General features: G+C 74.5%; 16 protein-coding genes and 1 riboswitch. Of the genes, 7 read left to right on the top strand and 9 right to left on the bottom strand.

The window, feature by feature from the left end:
• Nucleotides 1-6: 6 nt before the first annotated feature.
• From sucC to ACF09K_RS02045, 6 genes are all read right to left on the bottom strand, one after another.
• A complete protein-coding gene (gene sucC / locus ACF09K_RS02070) occupies nucleotides 7-1,185 on the bottom strand; it encodes an ADP-forming succinate--CoA ligase subunit beta (protein WP_392240530.1) in 1,179 nt (392 codons plus the stop codon).
• Between the two features lie 565 nt (nucleotides 1,186-1,750).
• Complete coding sequence (locus ACF09K_RS02065) at nucleotides 1,751-2,215, bottom strand: hypothetical protein (protein ID WP_392240529.1); 465 nt, start codon at nucleotides 2,213-2,215, stop codon at nucleotides 1,751-1,753.
• Nucleotides 2,216-2,341: 126 nt separating this feature from the next.
• Nucleotides 2,342-2,911, bottom strand: a complete 570-nt coding sequence (locus ACF09K_RS02060; RefSeq protein WP_392240528.1) for a hypothetical protein — start codon at nucleotides 2,909-2,911, stop codon at nucleotides 2,342-2,344.
• 580 nt (nucleotides 2,912-3,491) lie between these two features.
• Nucleotides 3,492-4,682: a VWA domain-containing protein gene (locus tag ACF09K_RS02055; protein WP_392240527.1), complete on the bottom strand. Its 1,191-nt coding sequence runs from the start codon at nucleotides 4,680-4,682 to the stop codon at nucleotides 3,492-3,494.
• Nucleotides 4,679-7,087 carry a DUF5682 family protein gene (locus ACF09K_RS02050; RefSeq protein ID WP_392240526.1) on the bottom strand — a complete coding sequence of 803 codons (2,409 nt, stop codon included), beginning with the start codon at nucleotides 7,085-7,087 and terminating at the stop codon, nucleotides 4,679-4,681. Before ACF09K_RS02050 ends, ACF09K_RS02055 begins: the two co-directional genes overlap by 4 nt.
• Nucleotides 7,088-7,447: 360 nt before the next feature.
• On the bottom strand, nucleotides 7,448-8,602 hold the full coding sequence (locus tag ACF09K_RS02045) for an AAA family ATPase (protein ID WP_392240525.1): 1,155 nt from the start codon (nucleotides 8,600-8,602) through the stop codon (nucleotides 7,448-7,450).
• Between the two features lie 144 nt (nucleotides 8,603-8,746).
• Between ACF09K_RS02045 and ACF09K_RS02040 the strand changes: the two genes are divergently transcribed.
• The gene (locus tag ACF09K_RS02040) at nucleotides 8,747-10,111 is read left to right on the top strand and encodes an SWIM zinc finger family protein (RefSeq protein ID WP_392240524.1); all 1,365 of its coding nucleotides are present in this window, start codon (nucleotides 8,747-8,749) and stop codon (nucleotides 10,109-10,111) included.
• A gap of 194 nt (nucleotides 10,112-10,305) precedes the next feature.
• Nucleotides 10,306-11,910: a DUF5691 domain-containing protein gene (locus ACF09K_RS02035; RefSeq protein ID WP_392240523.1), complete on the top strand. Its 1,605-nt coding sequence runs from the start codon at nucleotides 10,306-10,308 to the stop codon at nucleotides 11,908-11,910.
• 261 nt (nucleotides 11,911-12,171) lie between these two features.
• Here the strand turns inward: ACF09K_RS02035 and ACF09K_RS02030 are convergent, their stop codons facing one another.
• Nucleotides 12,172-12,588, bottom strand: a complete 417-nt coding sequence (locus tag ACF09K_RS02030; RefSeq protein ID WP_392240522.1) for a cobalamin B12-binding domain-containing protein — start codon at nucleotides 12,586-12,588, stop codon at nucleotides 12,172-12,174.
• A gap of 473 nt (nucleotides 12,589-13,061) precedes the next feature.
• Here ACF09K_RS02030 and ACF09K_RS02025 point away from each other — a divergent pair, with 473 nt between their 5' ends.
• Nucleotides 13,062-13,979, top strand: coding sequence for an esterase/lipase family protein (locus ACF09K_RS02025; RefSeq protein ID WP_392240521.1), 918 nt, complete (start codon nucleotides 13,062-13,064; stop codon nucleotides 13,977-13,979).
• A gap of 348 nt (nucleotides 13,980-14,327) precedes the next feature.
• Nucleotides 14,328-15,857: a M23 family metallopeptidase gene (locus tag ACF09K_RS02020; protein WP_392240520.1), complete on the top strand. Its 1,530-nt coding sequence runs from the start codon at nucleotides 14,328-14,330 to the stop codon at nucleotides 15,855-15,857.
• Nucleotides 15,858-15,921: 64 nt separating this feature from the next.
• Here ACF09K_RS02020 and pcrA read toward each other — a convergent pair whose 3' ends face one another.
• Nucleotides 15,922-18,405: a DNA helicase PcrA gene (gene pcrA / locus ACF09K_RS02015; RefSeq protein WP_392240519.1), complete on the bottom strand. Its 2,484-nt coding sequence runs from the start codon at nucleotides 18,403-18,405 to the stop codon at nucleotides 15,922-15,924.
• 231 nt (nucleotides 18,406-18,636) lie between these two features.
• Nucleotides 18,637-18,811: riboswitch (cyclic di-AMP (ydaO/yuaA leader) on the top strand.
• 8 nt (nucleotides 18,812-18,819) lie between these two features.
• On the opposite strand from pcrA, the gene ACF09K_RS02010 reads away from it, so the two are divergent.
• Nucleotides 18,820-19,995 (top strand): NlpC/P60 family protein, encoded by a 1,176-nt coding sequence (locus ACF09K_RS02010; RefSeq protein WP_392240518.1) that lies wholly within the window; start codon nucleotides 18,820-18,822, stop codon nucleotides 19,993-19,995.
• Between the two features lie 167 nt (nucleotides 19,996-20,162).
• Nucleotides 20,163-21,137 (top strand): tellurite resistance/C4-dicarboxylate transporter family protein, encoded by a 975-nt coding sequence (locus ACF09K_RS02005; RefSeq protein ID WP_392240517.1) that lies wholly within the window; start codon nucleotides 20,163-20,165, stop codon nucleotides 21,135-21,137.
• Here ACF09K_RS02005 and ACF09K_RS02000 read toward each other — a convergent pair.
• Complete coding sequence (locus ACF09K_RS02000) at nucleotides 21,115-21,468, bottom strand: hypothetical protein (RefSeq protein ID WP_392240516.1); 354 nt, start codon at nucleotides 21,466-21,468, stop codon at nucleotides 21,115-21,117. The two genes, ACF09K_RS02005 and ACF09K_RS02000, sit on opposite strands and share 23 nt — an antisense overlap.
• 494 nt (nucleotides 21,469-21,962) lie before the next feature.
• On the opposite strand from ACF09K_RS02000, the gene ACF09K_RS01995 reads away from it, so the two are divergent.
• Nucleotides 21,963-23,033 carry an NlpC/P60 family protein gene (locus ACF09K_RS01995; RefSeq protein WP_392240515.1) on the top strand — a complete coding sequence of 357 codons (1,071 nt, stop codon included), beginning with the start codon at nucleotides 21,963-21,965 and terminating at the stop codon, nucleotides 23,031-23,033.

Here is a 23,033-nt window from a genome sequence, read left to right as displayed (position 1 = left end):
TCTTCCTTACTTCGCAGCCGCGAGCTCGGCGGCCTTGTCGGCCGCGCCGTCCATGGTGTCCACGCGCTGGACCAGCGGGTGGTTGGCGTCGGAGAGGATCTTGCGACCCAGCTCGGCGTTGTTGCCGTCCAGGCGGACGACGAGGGGCTTGGTGACTTCCTCGCCCTTGTCCTTGAGCAGCTGCAGCGCCTGCACGATGCCGTTGGCGACCTCGTCGCAGGCGGTGATGCCGCCGAAGACGTTGACGAAGACGGACTTGACGTCCGGGTCGCCGAGGATGATCTCCAGGCCGTTCGCCATGACGGCGGCGGAGGCGCCACCGCCGATGTCGAGGAAGTTGGCGGGCTTGACGCCGCCGTGGGCCTCACCGGCGTACGCGACGACGTCGAGGGTGCTCATGACGAGACCCGCGCCATTGCCGATGATGCCGACCTCGCCGTCGAGCTTGACGTAGTTGAGGTTCTTCTCCTTCGCCGCGGCCTCGAGGGGGTTGGCCGCCGCGTGGTCGACGAGCGCCTCGTGGTCGGGGTGGCGGAAGTCCGCGTTCTCGTCCAGGGAGACCTTGCCGTCGAGGGCGATGACGTCGCCGGAGGCGACCTTCGCCAGCGGGTTGACCTCGACGAGGAGGGCGTCCTCCTCGATGAAGGTCTTCCACAGCGTCACGAGGACGTCGGCCACCTTGTCGGCGACCTCGGCCGGGAACTTCGCGGCCTCGACGATCTCGCGGGCCTTCTCGGGGGTCACACCCTCGTTGGCGTCGATCGGGGTCTTCGCGACGGCCTCGGGGCGGGTGGCCGCCACCTCCTCGATCTCCATGCCGCCCTCGACGGACGCGATGGAGAGGAAGGTGCGGTTGGTGCGGTCCAGGAGGAAGGAGACGTAGTACTCCTCCAGGATCTCCGGGGCCGTCTCGGCGATCATCACCTTGTGGACCGTGTGGCCCTTGATGTCCATGCCGAGGATGTCCGTCGCGCGGGCGACGGCCTCGTCCGGGGTGGCGGCGAGCTTCACGCCACCGGCCTTGCCGCGGCCGCCGACCTTCACCTGGGCCTTGACTACGGACTTGCCACCGAGACGCTCAGTGGCTGCGCGGGCCGCCTCAGGCGTGTCGATGACTTCACCGGCCAGCACCGGTACATCGTGCTTGGCGAAGAGGTCCCTCGCCTGGTACTCGAACAGGTCCACGCGCTTCCGTCCCTATCAGTGATCTCGCGGTTCGTTGTCTGCGTGGGCGTGCCGCGAGGGCAACGTGACGTCCGCCGTCTGTCACAAGGGAGGCGCACACGGTGTCCGAGCGCGCGGCATGTCCGTCTCGCAGGTTATCTCTGCTTGCGGGGGGCCCCTAAATCGAGGGTCACACCTGAGCGGTGATACCTGTCACATGATGCCGACATCACTGGCACGCCGTGCCGCCTGTGAGGAGGCGGAGGGGAAGGCGGGGCGGTGGGGAAGGCGGGAGTGGTGGAGAAGGCGGAGGCACGCGACCGGGGAGGGCCTCACCGGGCTGGGGTCGGCCCGGTGAGGCCCGTGGAACAGCCCCGGAGGGCTCGGGGCCGGTCGTCCCCACCCCAATGGGGACGACCGGCCCCGTTCCGCGGGGGTACGGCCGGAACGACCGACGGCTTCGGCCGTCCGGGTCCTGCCTCCCGCGGAGCGGGTGCCCCGCCGGCGTCGCGGCCGGCGGGAAGCGTGCGGGGCCCGCGGGGCACGGTGCGCGCGGGCGCGCTCACCGCGTGCGCGGGCCGGGGGTTCAGCCGCGCCGGACCCCGGCGGCGTCCCGCACCTGCACGGGGACGACCGTGTCGGCAGCCGCCCGGGCACCGGTGAGGACATGCCCGGCAGCCGCTCCGACACCGGTGAGAGCGTGCCCGGCAGCCGCTCCGACACCGGTGAGAGCGTGCCCGGCAGCCTCCCGGGCGCCGGAACCGGCCGTACCGGCCTTACCGGCCGGGCCGGCCCGGCCGTGCGCCGCCGAACCGGCGCCACCGGTCACCCCGTACGCGAGGGGGGCGCCGGGAGCCGTCAACCTTTCGGTGAATCGGCGAGCCGTACGGGTGACGGTCCGCGCGGAGGGAACGGCGGCGGGGGCGGACACGTCCGGCGGAGTGCGGGCGGGAGCCGGCGGCTCGTCCGCGCTCGCGGCGGTGGAGCCGAGCGGCCGCACACCCGTGGCATCGGCGGCCATGGCGCGGGAACGGCGGATGTTCTCGTTCATGCGTGCGTCGGGTCCTCGAGGCTGGACGGCATCCGGACACCGGAGCGGGAACACGGGCTCCGGGCCGGCGGGCGACGTCTCCCCACCCCGCGCGGCCGTCGGCCGGCGAAGGCAGGGCGGCCTGCCCTAACCGGGGAAGACGGGGATGTCCCGGTACCTGTCCTCGGTCCCGGCCGCGTCCGTACGCACGGCGCTGCCGGGCGCCGACGGCAGCGGCACCCGCTGGTGCGACGTCACGGCGTGCGCGTCGCCGTGCCGCGGCGTGCCGCCGTCGGGCTGTGACGCGCCGGCCCGTGCGCCGTCGGGCAGCCCGGCGGGCGCTCGCTCCGCGGGCGCGGGCGTGCCGGTCACCGCACGCCCGGCACGGACCTGCCCTCCGCCGTGCGCGACCGGTCCCGTCGGGGCCTCGCGCACGAGACGCGGGGGGCCGTACGGCGGTCGCGGCGCCGCCGGGTCGACGGTCCCGGAGTCCGGTCCCGGGTCCGGCACCGGACGGTCCGGCACCGGAAGGATCGGCAGTTCGGGCACCGGCAGGGTGCGTGCCGACGGGGCGAGTGCCGGCAGGGACGGCAGCGAGGGAGCGTCCGGCAGCTCGGGGAAGGAGCCCGGCGAGGGCGGCGTCGGCAGCTCGGAGACGCTCGGCAGCGACGCCGTGGGCACCACCTTCGCCACCACGACCGTCACCCGTTCGCTCACGCCCCCCAGCACCGCGCCGGCTGACTCCACGACCCGCCCCCGAACCGGAAGCAGGAGGTCCCCCAGGACGGCCGGATCCGCCGGCGTCTCCCCGACAGGGGCCGGGGCAGAGGCCGAGGCAGGGGCAGGGGTCGAGACAGGGGCCGGGGCGGAAGACACGGGACCGGAGCCGGGACCGGAGCCGGAGCCGGAGTCAGGACCGGATGCCGTTCCGGGTCCGGAGGCGGCGTACGGCGGGAACGGTTCGGCCACGGTCCGCGGCAGGGAGGCGGTCGCCGCCTTCGTGGCGGACGCCGACACCGTGGCCGCCGGCGCCGTGAGAACCGGTGGCGTGAAACCCGGTGGCGTGGCCGCGGCCGGCAGTGCTCCGTCCGCCGCCTGTGCCTGCCCGCCGAGGAGGAGTCCCAGCGCGAACAACCCACCCAGCAGCAGCACGCCGCGCAGCGCGTTGCGTGCGGGGACGGCGGGCAGGCGAGCGGGGCGGGCCAAGGGGGAGGAACCTCCCGTGCGACGAAACGAGGCGTTCGATCCTCGCACGGGAGTCCCGAGGTTGCGCAAGCCCTCTGTTACCGATAGGTAGTCATGTCCCGTTTGCCGCACCGGCGTCCAGGTCCGGGACGGGAAGCGGGCGTTTCTCGATCGCCGCCGCCATCACGTCCGGGAACAGGTCGGGCGTACAGGCGAAGGCGGGCGCGCCCAGCGCCGCCAGGGCGGCGGCGTGCTCCCGGTCGTAGGCGGGCGCTCCTTCGTCGGAGAGCGCGAGCAGGGCGACGAACTGCACCCCCGACGCCTTCATCGCCGCGACCCGCTTCAGCATCTCGTCCCGTACGCCTCCCTCGTAGAGGTCGCTGATGAGCACCACCACCGTCTCGGCGGGGCGGGTGATCCGCGACTGGCAGTAGGCGAGCGCCCGGTTGATGTCCGTACCGCCGCCGAGCCGGGTGCCGAAGAGGACGTCCACGGGGTCCTCGATCTGGTCGGTGAGGTCGACGACCGCCGTGTCGAAGACGACGAGCCGGGTGCTGATCGACCGCATCGACGCCAGCACCGCCCCGAACACGGAGGCGAAGACCACCGAGGGCGCCATGGACCCCGACTGGTCGACGCAGAGGATCACCTCCTTCTTCACGGACGGCGAGGCCCGCCCGTGGCCGACGAGCCGCTGGGGCACGACCGTCCCGTACTCGGGCAGGTAGTGCTTGAGGTTGGCGGCGATCGTGCGGTTCCAGTCGATGTCGTGGGGGCGGGGCCGGGCGACCCGGGCGCCGCGGTCGAGCGCGCCGGTGAGGGTGGCGCGGGTGCGGCCGGCGAGCCGTCTCTCCAGGTCCTCGACGACCTTGCGCACGACGGCGCGTGCCGTTTCCCTCGTCGTCTCCGGCATCGCCTTGTCGAGCGAGAGGAGGGTGCCGACGAGGTGGACGTCCGCCTCCACCGCCTCCAGCATCTCCGGTTCCAGCAGCAGCGCGGCCAGCCCGAGCCGCTCGATGGCGTCGCGCTGCATGACCTGGACGACGGAGGAGGGGAAGTACCTCCGGATGTCCCCCAGCCAGCGCGCCGCCGACGGCGCCGACGCCCCGAGCCCCGCCGAACGGTCCCGCCCCGTCCGCGCCCCGTCCCCCTTGCCGTAGAGCGCGGCGAGCGTGCCGTCCATGGCCGCGTCCCGCCCGGACGGTTCGTGCCCGGTGCCGTCCGCCCCGCCGCCCCCGAGCACGAGCCGCCAGCGCCGCAGCCGCTCCCGCGCGGGGTCCGTCTCCCCCGTCCCCGACATCATGTCCTCACTCCCGCCGGCTGGTCGTCGTCCCGCTGTGTCCCGTCCCTCTGTGTCCCGTCCCGCCCCAGCAGCAGCCGCACCACGGGGAGGACGGCGTCCGCTCGTCCCGCGTCGGTCTCGTCCGCGAACCCCGCGGTCCCGGCACCCGCCCGCACCACGGTTCTCCTCTTCCCCGGCCCCGCGCGCACCAGTTCCCCGAGCGTCCGGCGCACCCCCGTCTCGTACGCCGAGAACGTCCGCCGCAGCAACGGCAGGACGTCCGTGAACGCCTGCGCCGACACCCCCGACAGCCAGCCGTCGACCAGGCCGAGCAGCCGCTCGTCGTGCACGAGGAGCAGCCCGCCGCCGGCCCCGCCCCCGACGAAGCCCTCGATCCAGGCGGCCGCGTCCGCCGGCGGCGTCCCCGGTGACAGCGCGAGCCCCATCAGCCGCGCCGCCTCGTCCGCCGCCAGCTGCCCGTCGTCCAGCAGCAGCCGTACGGCGCGCCCCCGCACCACCCCCGCCACGCCGCGCCGTTCGGACAGCAGCCGCAGGACGTCCCGCCAGCGGTCCCGGAGCCGGCCGGGCAGCGGGGCCCGCTCCGCTCCGGCCTCCTCCTCGAGCAGCCGCACCGCCCCGTGGACCGCGTCCACGTGGCCGCGCATCTCCTCGGCCGCGTCGGCGTCGAGTGCCGCGCACGCCGGCGGCAGGCCGACGAAGATCCGCTCGGCGAGCCCCGTGGCGACGTCGGCGAGCGCGCCGGTACCGGTGCCGCGCACGTCTCCGTAGCGCAGGGAGCGGGCCAGGGCGGGAAGCGCCCGGGCGAGACGGCCGACGTCCGTGTCCAGGGCCGCCCGTTCGGCGACGACCCGCATCACCGTCGGCAGGGCGTCCGGCAGTCCGGCCGGCAGGCAGCGCTCCGCGAGGGCGGTCGCCTCGGCGAGGTCACGCGCCGCGACGGCGTCCGCCTCCGCCCGGGCGGTGGCGGCGGCCGGCACGGTCGTCCCCCACACCCCGGCCTCGGCGACCCGGACGGACAGCTCGGGCTGCCAGCGCAGCCGCCAGGTCTCGCGGAACGTGCCCGTGCTCCCTCGTGAGACCGCCGGCTCGCCCCAGTCCACCCGCAGCAGGCGCAGCCGGTGCAACAGCCTGCTGCGCTCGGCGTCGGTCTCCTTGCGCAGGTCCAGTTCGAGTTCCCGTTCGGCCGCCTCCGGTGCGAGCCGCAGCCGGCGCCGGCGCCGGTCGAGGTCACGCTGCAGGGGCACCGCGGGCGCCGCGGCGGGGACCTCCCCCATGACGTCCCCCACGACCAGCCGGTCCTCGATCAGCGCCAGCGGTACGTCCGATCCCTCGCACAGCACCGCCCGCACGGCGTCGGTGGTCTCGCTCAGGCCGGGCAGCGGGCGGCCGCGCAGCGCGGCGAGCGTCTCGGCCAGCCGGACCGCCTCGATGACGTGCGCCGGGGAGACGACGCGGTCCTCGTCCCGCAGCAGGCCGGCCACCCTGGTCAGCCACCGCTCCACCGGCCGGTCGGGGGAGGCGAACAGGTGGGCGTACCAGCCGGGCGAGTCGATGCCGGCGCCGTATCCCCCGGCCCGCGTCAGCCTGCGGTGGGTCCACGGCACCCACGTCAGGTCGGCCCTGGTCTTCGGCAGCCCCTTCAGCAGCGCCCGGTCGGCGGTGAGCGCCGTGGTCCGCCGGAGCGCGGGCACGTGCCACGCCCCGCACACCACCGCCACGGGCCCGTCCCCGGACTCCTTCAGCGCCGCCCTCAGCCGGAGCCGCATGTGCGCCTCCCGCACGAGGTCCCGCTCGGTGGCCGCGGCGCCGTGCCCGTCCCGCAGGGCCGTCATGGCCTCCTCGATCGCGGCGAAGGGCGCCAGCGGGTCGCGCCGCCCCGCCCCCCGGTGTTCGACGACGTCCTCCCACCAGCGCTCGGGGTCGTCGTACCCGGCGGCGTCGGCGAGCGCGGCGAGCGGGTCCACGCGCAGGACGTCGTCCGGCGGTTCCGCCTCGGGCGCCGTGCTCCCGGGCGCCGTGCTCGCGTCGGGGTTCCGCTGCCAGGCCAGGGTGTGCGCGGCCGGCAGGTCGATGAAGCGGGCCGGGACACCGTGTTCGAGGGCCCAGCGGAGCGCGACCCACTCCGGGGAGAACGCGGCCATCGGCCAGAACGCCGACCGGCCGGGCTCGTCCACGGCGTGCGCGAGGAGGGCGACCGGGGGCCGTAGGTCCTCGTCCGCGGCCAGCGGGATCAGCGCGTCGGCCTCGGGCGGGCCCTCGACGAGCACGGCCCGCGGCCGGGCGGCGTCCAACGCCCTGCGGACGGCCCGCGCCGACCCCGGGCCGTGGTGCCGCACCCCGAGCAGCAGGGCCCGGCCCGAGCCGGCCGCGGACCGCCCGGCCGGTCCTCTCCCGGCGGCCCGCACGCGCCGTCCCCCGCCGCCCCCCTTCCCGCCCGGCCCGGCCGCCCCGTCACCGGCCGCCCCGTCACCGGCGGCCGCGTCGCCGTCCGGACCCCGTCCCCGTCCCCGGCCCTCGGTGCCGTCCGTCCCCCCGGAACTCCGGCCGCCGGTGGTCCCGTCCCCCGTCCCGCCCGGCCCCCGGTCCCCGTGTCCTCCCTCCCCGGCACCGAGGGCCGTCCGGCCGTCCCCGGTCACCTCAGCGTCCTGCATCCCGGCCCCTCCCCCGTGGTTCCCCGCCCGGCCGTCGTCCCCCGGCGTCCCGCCCGGCCCGTGCCCGCCCGCGCCCCACCGGAACGCCGTCCCGGGTCGTGGCCCCGTGCCCGTTCACGCGGTCACCTCCCGGCACGCCCGGTAGAAGTCCGCCCAGCCGTCCCGCTCGCGGACGACCGCCTCCAGGTACTCCCGCCACACCACCCGGTCGGCGGCCGGGTCACGGACGACGGCGCCGAGGAGGCCCGCGGCGACATCGGCCGGGCGCAGGACGCCGTCGCCGAAGTGGGTGGCGAGCGCGAGGCCGCCGGTCACCACGGAGATCGCCTCCGCGGGCGACAGGGTGCCGCTCGGCGACTTCACCCTCGTACGGCCGTCGGAGGTGATCCCGTCGCGCAGTTCGCGGAAGACGGTCACCACGCGGCGGATCTCGTCGATGCCGTCGGGCCCGGCCGGCAGGTCGAGGGAGCGGCCGATCTGGCCGACGCGACGCGTGACGATGTCGACCTCGGCCTCGACGCTCTCCGGCAGCGGCAGCACCACCGTGTTGAAACGGCGGCGCAGGGCGCTGGACAGCTCGTTGACCCCGCGGTCTCGGTCGTTGGCCGTGGCGATCAGGCTGAAGCCGCGGACCGCCTGCACCTCCTGCCCCAACTCCGGTATCGGCAGCGTCTTCTCCGACAGGACGGTGATGAGGCTGTCCTGCACGTCGGCCGGAATACGGGTCAGTTCCTCCACCCGGGCCGTCATGCCCTCCGCCATGGCCCGCATGACGGGGCTGGGCACCAGCGCGGCCCGGCTGGGGCCGTGGGCGAGCAGCTGCGCGTAGTTCCAGCCGTAGCGGATCGCCTCCTCCGGAGTGCCCGCCGTGCCCTGCACCAGCAGGGTCGAGTCACCGCTGACGGCGGCGGCCAGGTGTTCGGACACCCAGGTCTTGGCGGTGCCGGGCACCCCGAGCAGGAGAAGGGCGCGGTCGGTGGCGAGCGTGGTGACGGCGACCTCGACGACGCGGCGCGGGCCCACGTACTTCGGTGTGATCACGGTGCCGTCCGGCAGGGTGCCGCCGAGGAGGTAGGTGGCGACCGCCCACGGCGAGAGCTTCCAGCGGGCGGGGCGCGGACGGTCGTCCTGAGCGGCCAGCGCCGCGAGTTCGTGGGCGAAGGCGTCCTCGGCGTGCGGCCTCAGGACCTCCTGCCCGGGTGTGCCGTTCGCGGGCGCGGAGTGGTCGTGGCGTGGTTCGGCGGACGTCGGTCCAACGCTGACTGACATGGCTGAGGTCCCCTCCAGCTCGGCCGGTTCGGATCTGGTGTCCACCTTGCACCACCCCACTGACAACGCACTCCGACCTGCGAGAACACTGCCGCGAGGGCCTCTCGGGGACCGATTGTCAGTGGGGGGACCTACCTTCGAGACATGACACAGCAGGGGGTGCGCTGGACCGTGGACCAGGTGCTGGCACTGACGCCTGACGCCGGGTCACGCAAAGCGGGGAGCAAACTCGGCGCGGCCGGTCCGTGGTCCGGGACGGGCTGTTCCGGGGAGGGGGCGGTGTGGGGGCTGTGCGGCGGCGGTGGCGACGGCCCGTACCGGACGGTCGTCGACGTCGGGGACCCGTCCGGGCCCGCGTACAGCTGCAGTTGTCCGGGCCGGAAGGTGCCGTGCGCACACGCGCTGGGGTTGTTGCTGCTCTGGACGGAGGGGGAGGAGGCGGTGCCGGCCGGAGCGGGGGAGCGGGCTCCGGACTGGGCGCGGACGTGGCTCGCGGCGCGGCGGACCCGCACGCGGGGGGAACGGGGGGCGGCCGCGGGGAGTTCCGGAGCGGGCCCGGCCGATCCGGAGGCGGCCCGTCGCCGGGCCGAGCGCCGCGCCGAGCGTGTCACCGCGGGGGCGACGGAGCTGGAGCAACGGCTCGCCGACCTCCTGCGTTCCGGCCTGGCCGCGGCCGGGCAGGCGGGGTACGGGCTGTGGGAGGAGACGGCGGCCCGGATGGTCGACGCCCAGGCCCCCGGGCTGGCGGCGCGCGTGCGGGAGGCGGGGGCCGTGCCCGCGTCCGGGCCCGGCTGGCCGGTGCGGCTGCTGGAGGAGTGCGCGCTGCTCCACCTCCTCGGCCAGGGCTGGCTGCACCGCGACCGGCTGCCGGAGGCCCTGGCGGCGACGGTCCGCACCCGTGTCGGTCTCACCCGGCCGCCGGACGGACCGCCGCTGCGCGACGACTGGCTGGTCCTCGCCCAGTACGACGTCCCGGACCCGAGACTGACGACCCGCCGCATCTGGCTGTACGGCACCACGTCGGGCCGCACGACGCTCCTCCTCTCCTACGGGGCCGCCGGCCGCGCACCCGAACTCTCGCTGCCGGCCGGTCTGGCCCTGGACGCGGAGGTGTCGGCGTACCCGGGCGCCGGGCAGCAGCGGGGCGCCCTGGGTGAGCAGTTCTCGCCGCCCGTGCCCACCGCGGTCCGGCCGGACGGTGTGACCACGGCGGAAGCCGCCGCCCGCTACGGCTCGGCGCTGCGGGACGATCCCTGGCTCGACTCGGTGCCGGTGACCCTGGACGCCGTCGTCCCCACACCGGACGGGTCCTCCTGGCAACTGGCGGACGCCGGCGGGGACACGGCGCTGCCGCTCACGCCGGCGGCGACGTCCCGGCCCGGACTGTGGCGCCTGGTCGCCCTCTCGGGAGGTGCTCCCGTCAAGGTCTTCGGCGAGTGCGGCCACCGCGGCTTCACGCCCCTGACCGCCTGGCCGACGACCCCGGGAAGGGCGGTCCACCTGTGCTGATCCCCTGAGGCTCCGCCCGGCCCCCGCAAGGGCATCCGGCACCCGCACCCGGCCCGCACCCGGCGCGCGCCCGGCGCGCGCCGACGCCGGTCTCGGCCTCGGCCTCGGCTCGGGTCTCGGCCGGTCGGCCGGCCGGGAAGGCCACGTCCGCGACCCACCCCGCCACTCGACTCGGTGATCCAGAAAGGAAGCACATGAGCGGTACCGCACCGGCCTCCTGGGACGATCTCGTCGCCATGGCCCTGCTCGGGACGGACCGGCGCACGCCGCCGGACGTGGCGCCCGGCCGCTCCGCGCCCTCGGCCTTGCTGGACGCGGCGGCCGCCGAGACCCTGCGGCGGCGGGCCGGGCTGCTGCCGGGGCGGGCGGCGCCCCGGCCCGAACCGGCCCCCGAGGACCCGCGCCCGGCGCTGCCCGCCGCCGCGGCCCGCAGGCTGGCCCGACTGCTGGCCGACCGCCCCGGCAGCGCCGGAGGCGGCCGCAGGGGGACGGCGCCGGACCTGATGGAGTTGCTGCCCCAGTGGCTGGCGGCCGCCAACGCCCGTGGTTTCGCCGCCCCCTCCGAGACGCTGCCCGCCCTGCTGGACGCGGCGCGCGGCCGCACCGACCTGCGTCCGGCGGCGCTCGAGTTCGCGGGCCCGCGTGCGCTGTGGCTGGCCCGCCTCAATCCGGAGTGGCGGTTCGCCCTGCGTTCGACACCGGGCGGCGGCACGTCCCTGCCGGGCCCGGAGGAGACCGGCCGGATCGCGGAACTGTGGCAGGAAGGCCTGTTCGCCGAGCGGGTCGCCCTCCTCGCCTCGATCCGCTCCCGCGATCCCGAAGCCGCCCGCGCACTGCTGGAGTCGACCTGGCCGACGGAGCGCGCCGAGGACCGCCTGATGTTCCTCGACTCGCTGCGCACCGGCCTCGGTCCCCGGGACGAGCCCTTCCTGGAACGGGCACTGGCCGACCGCAGCCGCAATGTGCGTGCCACGGCGGCGGAGTTGCTGTCGGCGCTGCCGGGATCGGCGCTGGCCGCGCGGATGGCGGTGCGGGCCACCGCGTGCGTGGCCGTCGACCGCACGCGGGACACCGCGACGATCGTCGTGGAGGCGCCGCACGAGTGCGACGCGGCCATGGAGCGCGACGGCGTGGTGCCCAAGGCTCCGCCCGGCCGGGGCGAACGGTCCTGGTGGCTCGGCCAGCTGGTGGAGTCGTCCCCGCTCGCCTGCTGGCCGGCGCGGCTGGGCGGCCGTACGCCGGAGGAGATCCTCGCGCTGCCGGTGGCCGACGACTGGGCGGGCGAACTGCACGCGGCCTGGTGCCGGGCGGCCGTACGGCAGCGGGACGCCGACTGGTCGCGGGCGTTGCTCGGAGCGCCGTCGGCGCCGGAGGCGGGCGGGCCGGGGGCGGTGTCCCTCGCGGAGCGGGCCGGACTGCTGGGCACCCTGCCGACGGGCGAACGGGCCGGCTGGGTGGCCGGTTTCATCGCGGCGCACGGCCTGTCGGAGGCGTTCCAGCTGCTCGGGGTGTGCGCGGTGCCGTGGGCCGCGCCGTTGGGCCGGGCGGTTCTCGACGCGCTCAACATCGCCCGGGACGCGGGGAGTTACCCGTGGAGTTTCAGTGGGGTGATGGGCCTGGCGGAACGCTGCCTCGATCCGGCGGAGGCCGCTCGCCTCGACGGCCTGCTGGCGGTTCCGGAGGAGCCGGAGGACGCCTCGCCCGGCGCCGGAGGCTACTGGGCGGAGGCGTTCCAGCGCCTGGGGACGACGCTGCGGTTGCGGGCCGTGATGAGCGAGGAACTGGGCGCGGCACGATGACACCGGCCCACGACCCCGCCCCGCCCCGCACCCGTGCCCTGCGCACCCGTGCCCTGCGCGTCTGCGCGCGCCGGCACGTCGCCTCCCGCACGCCACGTGCCGTACGCGGTTCCGCACGCACGCGGTTCCGCGCGTACCTGTCCGGCCCGACGTACCCGTCCTGCCCGTCCGGGCCGCGTGCGGCCCCTCCGGGGTGGGGCGGGGTGCCGGGGTGCCGCCCCGGACGACCGGTGCGGGCTGCCCCGCCCGCCCGGGACCGCCCTACGCGCCGGCCGGCTGCCGTACGTTCGCCCGCACCCAGTCCACGATCGACGCCGTGGTCGCGCCGGGCGTGAAGATCTCCGCGACGCCCTTCTCCTTCAGCGGCGCGATGTCCGCCTCGGGGATGATCCCCCCGCCGAAGACCAGGATGTCCGCCGCGTCCCGCTCCTGGAGGAGTTCGATCACGGCGGCGAAGAGCGTGTTGTGCGCCCCGGAAAGGATGGACAGACCGATCGCGTCGGCGTCCTCCTGGATCGCGGTGTCGACGATCTGTTCGGGGGTCTGATGGAGGCCCGTGTAGATGACCTCCATACCGGCGTCGCGCAGCGCACGCGCGATCACCTTGGCCCCGCGATCGTGGCCGTCGAGCCCCGGCTTGGCCACCACCACGCGGATCGGACCGGCTGCCACACCCATCACTGCCTCCATGAAGCGACTACATCCATCCGTACCGATTCCCTGCGTACCGAGAGGTACCACCACACCGGCCGGGGAAGTGAACGAACGTTATCCCCAGATCCCCAGCATCCCGCAACCGGCGGTTTCACGGTGCGTACCGAGGGGGAAATCACACCATGGGACACGTTCACCGAACGCGGTTGTCTCCTCCCCGACGGGGAACCCGGGACAGATCCGCGTAAGCGGGAGCCGCACAGAGGTCGCCGCACCGCCGCGTCGCAGACCGCGCGCCGTGGCAGCGTGGCGTATCGGCGCAGGCCGGACGGGCAGGCAGGCAGGGCCGTCGACGTCAGGAGGACCGGGAGCGGACCGCTCACCCCGCCGCACCGCCCTCCACGCTCCGCCGAGCGCCTCCGCCGCGACTTCCACGAGGGCACACGAGGGCACACGGGGGTCGGAGCCGTCCTCGGCGTGCCGACAGGAGGTCGGCCATGCAGGTCACCCGGGCCCTGGAGCCCTTTCTCCCCCACCGCCTCTGTCGGCGCCTGCTGCCGAGCGGACTGATGGGACTCTCCGCGACGCTCCTGAAGGCGACCGCCCTGGAACTCGCGATCCTCACGGGGCACCTCCTCCTGTACCCCTCCGGCATCGTCCAGGAGCGCCGTGGCGAAACCGTGCCCGCGCTCCCCCTGGACGGCGGCGCCGCGAGGACCGGGAGGGCCGGGGATCCGGCACGGCTGCCGACGCAGGGCCCGCCCCCGGTCGTCCTCCTGCACGGATTCATCGACAACCGCTCCGTCTTCGTCCTGCTGCGCCGCAGCCTCGCCCAGCACGGCAGGCACCGTGTGGAGTCGCTCAACTACTCGCCGCTGACCTGCGACATCCGGATCGCCGCCGAGCTGCTCGGACGGCACATCGAGGAGATCTGCCAGCGCACCGGCAGCAGTCGGGTGGACGTCGTGGGGCACAGCCTCGGCGGGCTGATCGCCCGCTACTACGTACAGCGGCTGGGCGGCGACGCGCGCGTGCGGACACTGGTCACGCTGGGCACCCCGCACGCCGGGACCCGGGTGGCGCCGCTGGCGAACGCCCACCCGATCGTGCGCCAGATGCGCCCCGGCTCGGAGGTCATCGAGGAACTGTCCCGGCCCGCACCCGGCTGCCGCACGCGCTTCGTCAGCTTCTGGAGCGATCTGGACCACCTGATGGCGCCGCTGGAGGCCGCCCGCCTCGACCACCCCGACCTCCTGGCGAAGAACGTGCAGGTGAGCGGTATCGGCCACCTCGCCCTTCCGGTGCACCCGGCCGTCGCGACCGGCATACGGGACGCCCTCGACGGAGACGGCACGGCGACGGACGCCACGCCCGGCACGCCCGGAGCGCACACCGGCGACCTGACAGTCGCCTGAGAACAACCGTCCGGACGACCGGAAGGCGTCACCGGCACTTCGCGATCGGACATCCGTCGCCGCTTTCGGCCACAAACAGACATGCGGTGGCATAACAGCCGCTCCGCGCGGCCGACTTACCCGCCCCACTCCGCACCGGGACGGTCGTCAGATTTCGAACAAATTTCGAACGTAGGGCCAAACCCGTGCCCGCCGTTCCCCGAAACCCCACCGAATGCCCTTTTCCCGCAGGCATGAAACCTGCGGAAGATTGTCGCGCCCGCATACCGCCGGGTACAGTCGCCGCACTGCTCTGGCAGCCCCTGTTGTGCTCTGGCAGACCCTGTTGTCTAGGCGAGAGAGAAGTTGGTGGACGACCGTCACCCGTCGGGGACCATGACCACCCCGGCTCCGGCTTCCGACGCCGCACCGGCGCACCAGGCGTCGTACGGCTCCCCGGAGGCCCAGTACGGCGACCTCACCACGTACCACGGCTACGGCTCCGGTGCCTACGACACCGGCGCGCACGCCACGGGCCACTTCGCGGCCGACCCCCTCTTCGGCCACATGCAGGGCGACGCCGCCCCGGCCGGGGTCCACGACGTCACGCAGTGGTCCACGGGCAGTCACCAGACCCTGAACCACGACCCGTACGCGGCCCAGCACCACGCCGCCTACGACACGGGCGCCTACGACACCACCGCCTGGTCCGCCGACCAGCAGCAGCTGTCGGGCATCCCGCCGCAGGCCACGGCGACCGACGGCGGCGGCTGGGGATCCCCCCTCGCGGAGAGCGACACCGGCACCTGGAGCGCGCCCGGGGACGCCGGCGCCCCCGCCGACCCGACCCAGCAGTGGGAATGGGGCACGCAGACCTTCGACACCGGCGCCTACGACGCCACGCAGTGGAACTCCGACGGCGGCGAGGCCGCGGAGAGCGGCGACGAGTACGCGCCGGACGAGTACGGCCCGTCGGGCGAGACCGCCCTCGACCAGCAGGCCGAGATCCCCTTCGACCAGCAGGCCACCGCCACCTTCGAGCAGGTCGGCCGCGACGGCCCCGGCGGCGACGAGCCGGCCGACGCCGCACCGTTCCTCCTCGACGACCAGGAGGAGGCCGTTCCGGCCCCGCTCGGCCGGGCCGCCACCCGCAACGCGAACCGCTCCCGGCGCCGTACGCCCGCGCGGCGCTCCGCGCTGCTGACGGTGGCCGTGCCCTCGGCGTGCGTCATGGGCGTCGCCGGTATCGCGGCGGCCTCGGTGGGCACCCTGACCGGTGGCGACGACCAGGACACCACGGCGTCCGCCTCCGAGGCGCAGGCGGTGAAGCCGTCCACCGCGAACAACATGCTGGACACCCAGCTCCAGACGCTCACCGCCGAGGCCGACGCCTTCGCCGACCGGGCCAGCCGCACGCAGGAACGCATCGACCTCAAGGCCCAGCAGGAGGCCGAGAAGAAGAAGGCGGCGGCGGAGGCGGCCCGCAAGGAGCGGCTGCGCCCCAAGTACGCGCTGCCGGTCGGCAACCACGGCCTGAGCGCCTACTACGGCCAGTCCGGCGTCAACTGGATGTCGCTGCACAGCGGCATCGACTTCCCGGTGTCCTACGGCACCACCGTGATGGCGGCGACCGACGGCACCGTCCGCACCCAGTGGAACAGCGCCTACGGCAACATGATGATCGTGACGGCGAAGGACGGCACGGAGACCTGGTACTGCCACCTCTCCAGCTACCGCGTCGCCTCCGGGACGACGGTGAAGGCCGGCGACCCGATCGCGTACTCCGGGAACTCCGGCAACTCCACCGGACCGCACCTGCACTTCGAGGTCCGGCCGGGCGGAGGCTCCGCGATCGACCCGCTGCCGTGGCTGCGCAGCCACGGGCTCGACCCGACGTAACACCCCTCGATCCCGCGATGAGCCCCCGCCGTCGGTCCGACGCCGGGGGCTCGCGCCGTGCGCGCTACAGCTTCTCCACCGGCGCGTAGCGCAGCAGCAGCCGCTTCGGCTTGGGCTCGCCGAAGTCGACCGTCGCCTCCGCGTTGGCGCCGGTGCCCTTCACGCCGACGACGGTGCCGAGACCGAACTGGTCGTGGGTGACGCGGTCGCCGACCGCCAGGGCGATCACCGGCTTCTCCGCGGTGCGCCGCGTGGCGAAGCCGGACGCGCCGGCCGCCGAGGAACGCGAGCGCGACGACAGCGAGGCCGCCACCCCGGACACCGGGCCGGAGGACACGGGCGAGGTCGCCCCCGTCCGCTTCCAGTCCACGTGCACGGCCGGGATCTCCTCCAGGAACCGTGAGGGCGGGTTGTACGACGGCTGCCCCCAGGCGCTGCGCAGCGCCGAGCGCGTCAGGTAGAGCCGCTCCCGCGCGCGGGTGATGCCGACGTAGGCCAGGCGGCGCTCCTCCTCCAGCTCCTTGGTCTGGCCGAGGGCGCGCATGTGCGGGAACACGCCGTCCTCCATGCCGGTGAGGAAGACGACCGGGAACTCCAGGCCCTTGGCGGTGTGGAGGGTCATGAGCGTGATGACGCCGGAGCCGTCCTCGCTCTCGTCCGGGATCTGGTCGGAGTCCGCGACCAGCGCGACCCGCTCCAGGAAGTCGGAGAGCGAGCCGGTCGCCTCGCCCTCGCCGGACTCCTGCTCGAACTCCAGGGCCACGGCCGCGAGTTCCTGGAGGTTCTCGATGCGGGTCTCGTCCTGCGGATCGGTGGAGGCCTGCAACTCGGCCAGGTAGCCGGTGCGTTCGAGCACGGCCTCCAGGACGGTCGCCGGTCCCGCTCCCGACTCGACGACCGTGCGCAGCTCCTCCATCAGCGTGTTGAACCGCTTGACGGCGTTCGTGGAGCGCGCGGCCATGCCGTAGGCCTCGTCGACGCGCTTGAGGGCCTGCGGGAAGCTGATCCTCTCGCGCTGGGAGAGGGCGTCGATCATCGCCTCGGCGCGTTCGCCGATGCCGCGCTTGGGCACGTTGAGGATGCGGCGCAGCGGGACCGAGTCCTCGGGGTTGGCGAGGACGCGCAGGTAGGCCAGGACGTCCCGGACCTCCTTGCGCTCGTAGAAGCGGACGCCGCCGACGACCTTGTAGGGCAGGCCGACGCGGATGAAGACCTCTTCGAAGACGCGGGACTGGGCGTTGGTCCGGTAGAAGACGGCGACGTCGCCGGCCTTGGCCTTGCCCGCGTCCGTGAGGCGGTCTATCTCGTCGGCGACGAACTGCGCCTCGTCGTGCTCGGTGTCGGCGACGTAGCCGGTAATGCGCGCGCCCTCACCCGCGTTGGTCCACAGGTTCTTGGGACGGCGGGACTCGTTGCGCTCGATGACGGCGTTGGCGGCGGTGAGGATCGTCTGGGTGGAGCGGTAGTTCTGCTCCAGCAGGATCGTGGTGGCGTCCGGGTAGTCCTCCTCGAACTGGAGGATGTTGCGGATGGTCGCCCCGCGGAAGGCGTAGATCGACTGGTCGGCGTCACCGACGACGCACAGCTCGGCGGGGGGCAGGCCGTCCTCGCCCGAAGGCGCGTCCACCGGCTGTCCGACGGAGCCGACGAGCTCCCTGACCAGGGCGTACTGGGCGTGGTTGGTGTCCTGGTACTCGTCGACGAGGACGTGCCGGAAACGGCGCCGGTAGTGCTCGGCGACGTCGGGGAAGGCGCGCAGGAGATTGACCGTCGTCATGATCAGGTCGTCGAAGTCGAGGGCGTTCGCCTCGCGCAGCCGCGACTGGTACATGGCGTAGGCCTGCGCGAGGGTCTTCTCGAAGCCGTCGGCCGCCTGGACGGCGAAGTCCTCCTCGTCGATCAGCTCGTTCTTGAGGTTGCTGATCTTGGCGCTGAAGGACTTGGGCGGGAAGCGCTTGGGGTCGAGGTCGAGGTCGCGGCAGACCAGGGCCATCAGGCGCTTGGAGTCGGCGGCGTCGTAGATCGAGAACGACGAGGTGAAGCCGAGCCGCTTGCTCTCGCGGCGCAGGATGCGCACGCACGCGCTGTGGAAGGTCATCACCCACATCGCGTTCGCCCGCGGGCCGACGAGCTGCTCGACGCGCTCCTTCATCTCGCCCGCGGCCTTGTTGGTGAAGGTGATCGCGAGGATCTGGCCGGGGTGGACGTGCCGCTCGCCGAGGAGGTGGGCGATGCGGTGGGTCAGGACACGCGTCTTGCCCGAGCCGGCACCGGCGACGATGAGCAGCGGGGTGCCGGAGTGGACCACGGCCGCGCGCTGGTTCTCGTTGAGCCCTTCCAGGAGCGCCGCCGCGTCGACCGGGGGGCGCGGGGCGCCGTCGCGGTAGTGGGTGTCCCGGTCCGGCGGCACGTCGAACTTCCCGCCGAACAGATCGTCCGGAACCGGTTCCGGAGAGTGATCGTCCTCGGGCGGCGGCGGGGGTTCCTCGTCGTGGCCGCGGGGGGCCTGGAGGTCCGCCAGGAAGCTGTCGTCAAAGAGGCTGCTCATCGCTCTCCGAGTCTAGGCCGCCCCACCGACAACCCGGAGCCGTCCGGGAAACATCCCGGCCCCTCACCTTCCGGCGCCCCCCTTGCACCGTCGGTGACCGCGGACGGCAAACCCTCCGGAGGTCACGAAAATGTATCGGGCATATCACCCACCAACCTTCACAGGGGGCACACCGGTTGGCTACCGTGCCGGGCAGGCCGCTCGACCCCTTCCGGCGAACCTCGCCGGGCCGCGCGGCCTCCGCCGAGTCCGGCGTGCCCCGCGGCAGCCGGAGCCGGGGACCCACCGAGACCTTGGGGTGAATCGGCTCACTCCCCTCCGGGGAGGACGGGCCGTAGGGCAACCCTTCCGAAGCATCCTCGCCCGAACCCGACAGCTAACCCGGTAGGCGGAGCATGGAAGGAGTCGCCTCCCTTGGCGTCGCAGCACCGCAAGCCGCGCTCCACGAGCACGCGCACGGCAGGCATCCGTACGCCCGCTCTCGCCACCGCCGCCCTCACCTCGGTGGCACTGCTCTCGCAGACGGCCACCGCCGCCCCCTCCGCCGACGACAGGCCGAGCCTGGAGGAGGTGGAGAAGAAGGTCGACGACCTCTACCGCCAGGCGGAGTCGGCCACCGAGAAGTACAACGCGGCCAAGGAGAAGACCGGCAAGCAGCGCAAGAAGGTCGACGCCCTCCTCGACGACGTCGCACAGCGCGCGCAGAAGCTCAACGACGCGCGCGAGGAGCTGGGGTCCTACGCCGCCGCCCAGTACCGCACCGGCGCCTCCGCCCCCGACACGGCGACCCTCCTGCTCGCGGACTCCCCGCAGGACTACTTCGACCAGACGCAGCTGATGGGGCGGGTGACCGACCGCCAGAAGGGCGCGGTCGACGACTACTTCGCCGACCAGGCGGAGACGATGAAGAAGCGCCGGGAGGCCTCCGAGAGCCTCCGGACGCTGACCGACTCGCAGGACGACCTGAGGACCGCCAAGGCCGCCGTCCAGAAGAAGCTCGGCTCCGCCCGCGCGCTGCTGTCGCAGCTGACGGCCGAGGAGAAGGCCCGGCTGGCGAAGATCGAGGAGCGGAAGCGGCAGGAGGCCGCCCGCAAGGCCGCCGAGCTGGCCGAACAGCAGGCGGCGCAGGCGGCGGCCGCGCGGCAGGAGAGCGCCGGCGCGTCGGATACGGCGGGCACCGGCACGTCGACGCCCTCCCCGTCGCCCTCCCCGTCCACGGGTTCCTCGTACGCCACCAAGGCCGAGAAGGCGCTGGCGTTCGCCCGCGCGCAGATCGGCAAGCCGTACGTGTGGGGTGCGACCGGTCCGGACTCCTACGACTGCTCCGGTCTCACCCAGGCCGCCTGGAAGGCCGCCGACGTCTCCCTGCCGCGCGTCACCTACGACCAGGTCGATGCCGGCACGACCGTCTCCCTCTCCGCCGCGCAACCCGGTGACCTGGTCTTCTTCTACTCCGACGTCACCCATGTCGGCATCTACGCCGGCAACGGCATGATGATCCACGCCCCGAAGCCCGGCGCGTACGTGCGCGAGGAGTCGATCTACTACGACGGGGAGTCGTCGATCCACAGCGTGGTCCGGCCCGCCTGACGAAGCACCGCGCGCGGGGCCGGACACGAGGTCGGGTACGAGGTCACGGCACCGCGCGCGTCCCCGCGCACCCCGCGCACCCCGGGTGTCCCGCACCCGCGCGTATTTCGCCGCCCCCGCGCGCGTGCCCCCGGCGAAGCCGCCGCACGCTGCCTAGCATCGGCGGCATGCCCCGCACCTCTTCCCTCCGCGCCTGGTGGGCGCGGCGTCCGCCGGCGGCCGGGGCCGCCGTGATGGCGACCGGCATCCTGTCGGTCGGCCTGCGGCAGACGGGGCACGACGTCCTGTCCCGCATCGCCCTGGCGCTGACCTGCGCGGCCTGGCTGGCGCTGGCGGCGGACTTCGTCCTGCGGCTGGTGCGGGAGCGCGACCGGTGGCGGGCCGAGGCGGTCACGCCGGGGTCGCTCACGGCCGTGGCGGCCACCACCGTCCTCGGCACCCGGCTCACCGCGGCCGGCCGCCCGGTGCTCGCCTGGACGCTGCTGGTCCTGGCCGCGGTGCTGTGGCCGGTGCTCCTGGCGAACGTCGTACGGCACTGGGGCCGGCGCATGCCCGGCTCGGTGTTCCTGTGCTGTGTGGCGACCCAGGGGCTCGCGGTGCTCGCGGCGAGTCTGGCGCGGGCCGGGTCGGTGGCCTGGCCGGCGCACGCGGCACTGGCGCTGTTCTGGCTCGGCCTCGTCCTCTACGGCCTGGCGCTGGTCCACTTCGACCCGCGGCAGGTGCGGGAGGGACCCGGGGACCACTGGGTGGCGGGCGGGGCGCTCGCCATCTCGGCGCTGGCCGGGGCGACGCTCCTGGCGGCCGGGGACGGCGGCCCGTACCTGTGGAACGCGGACGACCGCGACGCCCTGCGCACGGTGACCGTCGCGCTGCTGGTGCTCGACCTGGCCGGGTACACCGTGCTGCTCGTCGCGGAGGTGCTGTGGCCGCGGACGCGCTACGACGTGCGCCGCTGGGCGACGGTGTTCCCGATGGGGATGACGGCGGTGGCGACGCTGTCGGTCGCCGCCGCCGTCGACGTGCCGTGGCTGAAGGGCCCCGGGGAGGTGCTGCTGTGGGTCGCGGTGGCGGCGTGGTCGGCCGTCGCCGCGGGCGCGGTCGCGGACGGGCGGGCGTCGCTCAGGTCCAGAGCACCGCGATGAAGACGTTGGCCGTGGTCAGCAGTCCGACCAGGCCGAACAGGAGCTTCTCCACCCGCTCGTCGTCCCGCTTCACGTAGACGAGGCCGAGGATCACGATCAGCAGGGCCAGCTTCACGCCGATCTTGACGTTGTCGACCTCGTGGCCTTCCGCCTGGTGGAGGCCGACCAGGATCACGCCGGTGACCAGCATCGTCGCGGCGCCGTGCAGCATCGCGGGGACGAAGCGGGCCGTGCCCTGCCCCATCGCCTTCATCTGCGTGAGGAAGCCGCCGAGCAGCGCGGCGATGCCGACGATGTGCAGGCCGACGAAGAGGTGGATGAGTAGCTCCATGAGGCCGGATGCTAGCCACCGGGCCGGACGCCTCCCGACACCGGCCCGCTCCCACCGCCCCCCCCCTGCGTACCCCCGTGCGCCGCGCGGCACCGTATAGCAGCGTGCCGCTCCGGGGTGCCCCGGATCCACCGCATCGGTCGGCCCGCCGCGTGAAGACGACGACTTGGGACCGGCGGTACGGCCACTTCCGGTCACCCGGCAGTCCACTCCCGTCACTTCCGTACATCGCGTCACCGGACCGGCACGAACGGGCCTAGCGTCCTCCCCCAGGTGACCGACTTCCCACCGCCGCCCGGACCGGGGGCGGCAGTCGGACACCACCGCCGAGAGTCCGGCGGCGCTCCGCTCCCCCGTGCGGGCGTCGCCGGGCACGTCAGCCGCACCGCGCGGCCGTGCGTCCGCTCCCCCGGCGGCCGTGGCCGTCCCCGCACGGCCCCGGCCGCCGGCGGCCGTACCGACGAGGCGGTCGACGAAAGGACGTGCAGTCTTACGTGGCAGCGCACCGCAAGCCCCGTCAGCGTTCGGCCGGCGGCCACACGGCCCGCGCGGCGGCGACCCTCGCCCTCGCCGGGGTGGCCGGCGCGACCGCCTTCGACGGGGTCGGGCACGCCGAGCCGAATCCCACCCCGGCCCAGGTGAAGGCCGAGGTGGACAAGCTGTACCAGGAGGCCGAGGCCGCCACCGAGAAGTACAACGGCGCCCGGGAGAAGGCGACCACCGCCGAACGGCGGCTGGAGACGCTGCGCGACGAGGCCGCGCGCAAGGAGGCCCGGCTCAACACGGCCCGCGAGGCGCTCGGGACGATGGCCGCGGCACAGTACCGCGGCGGCGGCCTCGACCAGGCGGTGCAGCTCGCGCTCTCCGACGACCCGGACCGGTACCTCGACGACGCCGCCCTCGCCGAACGGGCGGGCGACCGCCAGTCCGCCGCCGTCACCCGGGTCGGCAGGCAGCTGCGGGAGATCGAGCAGCTGCGCGGCGCCGCCCGCGTCCAGCTGACCTCGCTCAAGGCGCGTCAGGCGGAGCTGAAGCGGCACAAGAAGACGATCACCGACAAGCTGGGCGCCGCGCGGCGCCTGCTGAACCGGCTCACGGCCGAGGAACGGGCGCGGCTCACCGCGGACACGGGCGGCGGGACGGACACCCGTGCCTCACGGACCTCGGCGGGAGCCCGCGCCGGCCTGCCCGCCCCCGGCGCGGCCACCGCGGCCGGCCCCCGTGCGGCGGCGGCCGTCTCCTACGCCTACGCCAAGCTGGGCAGCCCCTACGTGTGGGGGGCGACCGGCCCGAACGCCTTCGACTGCTCGGGCCTGGTCCAGGCGGCGTACCGCTCGGCGGGCGTCTCCCTGCCCCGCACGACGTACGCCCAGATCGACGCCGGGCGCCGCGTCTCCCGCTCCGAACTCCGGCCGGGCGACCTGGTGTTCTTCTACCCCGGCATCACCCATGTCGGGCTCTACATCGGCAACGGCAGGATGATCCACGCCCCGAACCCGTCGGCCCCGGTGCGCGTGGCACCGATCGACGAGATGCCGTACGCGGGGGCGACCCGGGTGGTCTGA

The organism is Streptomyces sp. NPDC014882, from assembly GCF_043081325.1.
Lineage (GTDB): Bacteria > Actinomycetota > Actinomycetes > Streptomycetales > Streptomycetaceae > Streptomyces.
Note: the sequence above shows the minus strand (reverse complement) of the source record. Positions and strands in the feature narration are given on the sequence as shown.

Coding starts and splice junctions, on each gene's coding strand:
- pcrA (WP_392240519.1), bottom strand. CDS start 18,405: ATGAGCAGCCTCTTTGACGACAGCTTCCTGGCGGACCTCCAGGCCCCC.
- ACF09K_RS02035 (WP_392240523.1), top strand. CDS start 10,306: ATGAGCGGTACCGCACCGGCCTCCTGGGACGATCTCGTCGCCATGGCC.
- ACF09K_RS02040 (WP_392240524.1), top strand. CDS start 8,747: ATGACACAGCAGGGGGTGCGCTGGACCGTGGACCAGGTGCTGGCACTG.
- ACF09K_RS02005 (WP_392240517.1), top strand. CDS start 20,163: ATGCCCCGCACCTCTTCCCTCCGCGCCTGGTGGGCGCGGCGTCCGCCG.
- ACF09K_RS02045 (WP_392240525.1), bottom strand. CDS start 8,602: ATGTCAGTCAGCGTTGGACCGACGTCCGCCGAACCACGCCACGACCAC.
- ACF09K_RS02000 (WP_392240516.1), bottom strand. CDS start 21,468: ATGGAGCTACTCATCCACCTCTTCGTCGGCCTGCACATCGTCGGCATC.
- ACF09K_RS02065 (WP_392240529.1), bottom strand. CDS start 2,215: ATGAACGAGAACATCCGCCGTTCCCGCGCCATGGCCGCCGATGCCACG.
- ACF09K_RS02055 (WP_392240527.1), bottom strand. CDS start 4,682: ATGATGTCGGGGACGGGGGAGACGGACCCCGCGCGGGAGCGGCTGCGG.
- ACF09K_RS02025 (WP_392240521.1), top strand. CDS start 13,062: ATGCAGGTCACCCGGGCCCTGGAGCCCTTTCTCCCCCACCGCCTCTGT.
- ACF09K_RS02030 (WP_392240522.1), bottom strand. CDS start 12,588: ATGGGTGTGGCAGCCGGTCCGATCCGCGTGGTGGTGGCCAAGCCGGGG.